The sequence below is a fragment of the Thermoleptolyngbya sp. M55_K2018_002 genome, from assembly GCF_015295965.1.
Lineage (GTDB): Bacteria > Cyanobacteriota > Cyanobacteriia > Elainellales > Elainellaceae > Thermoleptolyngbya > Thermoleptolyngbya sichuanensis.
Window position 1 is genome coordinate 1 of the sequence record NZ_DVEA01000165.1, and the last position, 3,378, is coordinate 3,378.

Consider the following 3,378-nt stretch of genomic DNA (forward strand, 5'->3'; position numbering starts at 1 on the left):
GGTGGCGGTGCTGGCGATCGCCCTGCCCTTTGGGGCGATCGTGTCTAAGGTATTTGCCGAAATTTTTGACGAAACGCCACAGGAACCGCTGGAATCCCTCCTGGGCAGCGGAGTGTCGCCGCTGGCAGCGTGGCTCTACGGACTGTTGCCCCAGGCGTTTCCAGATTTGCTGTCCTACACGACCTATCGGTTCGAGTGTTCGCTGCGGTCGGCGGCGGTGCTGGGGGTGATCGGCGCGGGCGGGCTGGGCTATGAAATTTTGCTGAGCCTGCAATCGCTCCGCTATGGACAGCTTTGGACGGGGTTCTATGCGCTGGTGCTGCTGAATGGCGGGGTCGATTGGTGGAGCGGCTGGGTGCGGCGCAGGTTGGGCTTCACCAGTCGGCTAGATCTCAACGTGGCCCAAAGATCCCAAAATTCCCACGCCCCAAAGCCCAATCTGCAAACTGCCAATCCCTGGCCGCTGCGGCTATCCTGGGGGGCGATCGCCCTGTCGATTCCGCTCTGCTTTTGGGGATTGGGCATCGACTGGACGCGGCTCTGGTCGGCCCGCACGCGACGACTCTTGGGCGACATTGCAGCGGCCGCCACGCCCCAGTGGCCCAGCCCGGCCGAATGGGCGACGCTGCTCCACCTATCGGGCTTGACGCTGGTGATGTCCATTCTGGCGATCGCCCTGGCCGGATTGGGCGGGGTACTGCTGTCTTTTCCTGCGGCCCAGACCTTTCTCCTGCCCGGCGGCTGGCTGCGGCCGCTAGACGACCCCACAACGACCCAAGCCCCCCTGGCCTGGCTGCTGCTGGTGGCAACCCGTTTGCTGCTATTGCTCAGCCGCGCTGTGCCTGCCCCCATCTGGGCGCTGGTGTGTCTGTTTGTGCTATTTCCAGGCATTTTGCCGGGGGCGATCGCCCTGGGTCTGCACAATTTGGGCATCCTGGGCCGCCTCATGGCCGAGGTCAACGAAAACTTGGACGAGCGCCCCGTGCGATCGCTCCACGCCTTGGGCGCATCCGGTGGGCAGGCAATTCTCTACGGCGTGTTGCCCCAAAACCTGGGGCGATTTCTAGCCTATACCCTCTACCGCTGGGAGGTCTGTATGCGCGAAACCGTAATCGTTGGACTGGTGGGCGCAGGGGGGCTGGGCCGCCTCCTGACCGAGCAACTCAGCAGCTTTGACTACGGCAGGCTGGTGCTAACGCTGGGGTGCTTTGTGGCACTCACTTTTCTGGTGGATTTGATTAGCCAGCAGATGCGATCGGTCGTCAGCGGCAGAGGGGAGGCGTGATAGCTGCCGGAGTGAAGAGAGCCTTTTGTCATTCCAGGCTGCTCGCGCCCTATCTCTCCATCATCCCGCTTTCCATCTCTCCGTTCGAGGCGAGCAGCAGTTGCATGACGCGGCTGGCATCTTCGAGCCGCCCAGTGACACGACGGACTGGCTCTGGCCAAACCCTAACGAGGGTGGGGGTGGCAGCCACCTGGTCTTGCTCGGCCAGCTCAGGGAACTTGTATACGTCGATGATTTTCAGCGTGTAGGGCTGCTGAATCAGGTCTTCGAGCAGGCGATGCAGGTTCGTTAAAATCGCCTCCGTCACGTCGCTGTTGCTCGACACATAGAGGCGCAGCACATAGCCCTGTTTGGAGAAATCCGGCGACTGGGCTTGCCACGATAGCCGACTCCAAGACGATGGCTGAGCCTCTGGCTGGCTGACCTGCTGAATTGTCGGAGATTCGTAGCGAATCACCAAATCGTGCGATCGCCACAGTTCGGGAAAGCGGCTCTGATAGGTCAGCAGCATCAGCGACTCGTCCAGGTTGTCGGGCGGCTGCACGGTTTGCCAGAGCAAATCGCCAGTGCCAAAGACGGCATTCAGCACCGCCTGATGCCGCGCCACCAGGGGATACACCTCAGCGGATGTGAGGACAGACTGGTTTTCGGGCGATCGCCAGCGGTCGATGGACGCGGTATACCACGGCACAAGAAACAGCGGCGGCTCCGACAGATCGAGCCACTCCTGGAGCGCCGCGCACAGGTGCAAATGCCAATGGCTCTGCTTGTTTGGATCGATGCAGTACACCAGGTCGCCCCCCGGCGTAAACAGGGCAATTCCCTTATATAGCTCTGGTAACGGGGCTTTCATGGAAAATCAACCGCCAGGCACAGGGGTGCAGGAATGTGCAAAAACAGGAATGTGCAAAAAAGCGAGAAGGGTGGATCTTTCGCACCCGATACAGTCCGAAAAATCCACCCCAGGAACCGTTGAGCGTTGCGACTTAGACGCGCCCGCGCAGAATCTGCGCCATTTCGTTGGGCTTGGGCGACATTTCCAGCGCCGTCTCTTCGGTGATCCGTCCCGCCTCATACAGCTTATAGAGGGACTGGTTCATCGTACACATGCCGTCAAAGTTGCATCGCGGAATCAGCGCTTCCACTTCGTCCAGATCGCCCTTGCGGATATAGTCGCGAATTGCGTCCGTGTTGATCAAGATATCGTGGAAGGCGGCCCGCTTGCCGTCGGTGGTGCGGCAGAGGCCCTGCGCGATGACGGCCACCAGCGATTCGGCGATCGCCACCCGCATGGGTTCCTGCTGATCCGGCGGATACAGACCCAAAATCCGCTCGATGGTCTTCACAGCGCTGTTGGTGTGCAGCGTTCCCATCACCAAGTGACCTGTTTGCGCGGCTTTCAGGGCGGTGTTCACGGTTTCAATGTCCCGCATTTCCCCCACCAGAATCACGTCCGGATCTTCCCGCAGCGAAGCCTTCAGCGCCGCGTCAAACTTCATCGTGTGAATGCCCACTTCCCGCTGGCGGATCAGGCACTTGCGGCTCGTATGGACAAATTCAATCGGGTCTTCAATGGTGACGATATGCTTGGGCATTTCGCTATTCATATAGTCCACCATCGCCGCCATCGTGGTCGATTTACCCGACCCGGTGGGCCCTGTCACCAGGATTAGCCCCTTGTGATAGTGGCAGATTTCCTTAAACACAGGCGGCAAGTTCAACTGCTCAATAGTCAAGATCTTCAGCGGAATTAGACGCATCACCATCGCCGGCCCGCGCAGCGAATCAAAGATATTGATCCGGACACGGGCGAAGTCGTATTGCGTTGCGCCGTCAAAGTCGAGCGTGTCCTTAAACCGCTGAATTTCAGCGTCGGACAGGATTTCTTGCAGCCAGCTAAAGAAGGTATCGAGATCGGTGACTGGATACTCAGTCGGATCGATCTCGCCCCGGTTGCGGAAGCGGGGTGCTTCGCCCACGCCCAGGTGAATGTCGGAATAGCCTTTGTCGTAGGCTTCGCGAACGATTTGCGCCAGCGTCGGCTGACCCGGTGCGGCCTTGCTGCGGGAGGTCTGCATCGGCGGCGGCGCAGC

The 3,378-nt window shown here is 60.1% G+C and carries 3 protein-coding genes; 1 reads left to right on the forward strand and 2 read right to left on the reverse strand.

Translation table 11 applies throughout. From position 1 onward, the window contains the following. Nucleotides 1-1,285 (forward strand): ABC transporter permease (locus IGS51_RS08345; RefSeq protein ID WP_297077976.1); only part of this gene is annotated, 1,285 nt, incomplete at its 5' end. 49 nt (nucleotides 1,286-1,334) lie between these two features. Here the strand turns inward: IGS51_RS08345 and IGS51_RS08350 are convergent. Together IGS51_RS08350 and IGS51_RS08355 are read right to left on the reverse strand one after the other, a co-directional pair. Beyond that, nucleotides 1,335-2,138: a circadian clock KaiB family protein gene (locus IGS51_RS08350; protein WP_297077978.1), complete on the reverse strand. Its 804-nt coding sequence runs from the start codon at nucleotides 2,136-2,138 to the stop codon at nucleotides 1,335-1,337. A 133-nt stretch (nucleotides 2,139-2,271) separates the two neighbouring features. Further along, nucleotides 2,272-3,378 (reverse strand): type IV pilus twitching motility protein PilT (locus IGS51_RS08355; RefSeq protein WP_297077979.1); only part of this gene is annotated, 1,107 nt, incomplete at its 5' end.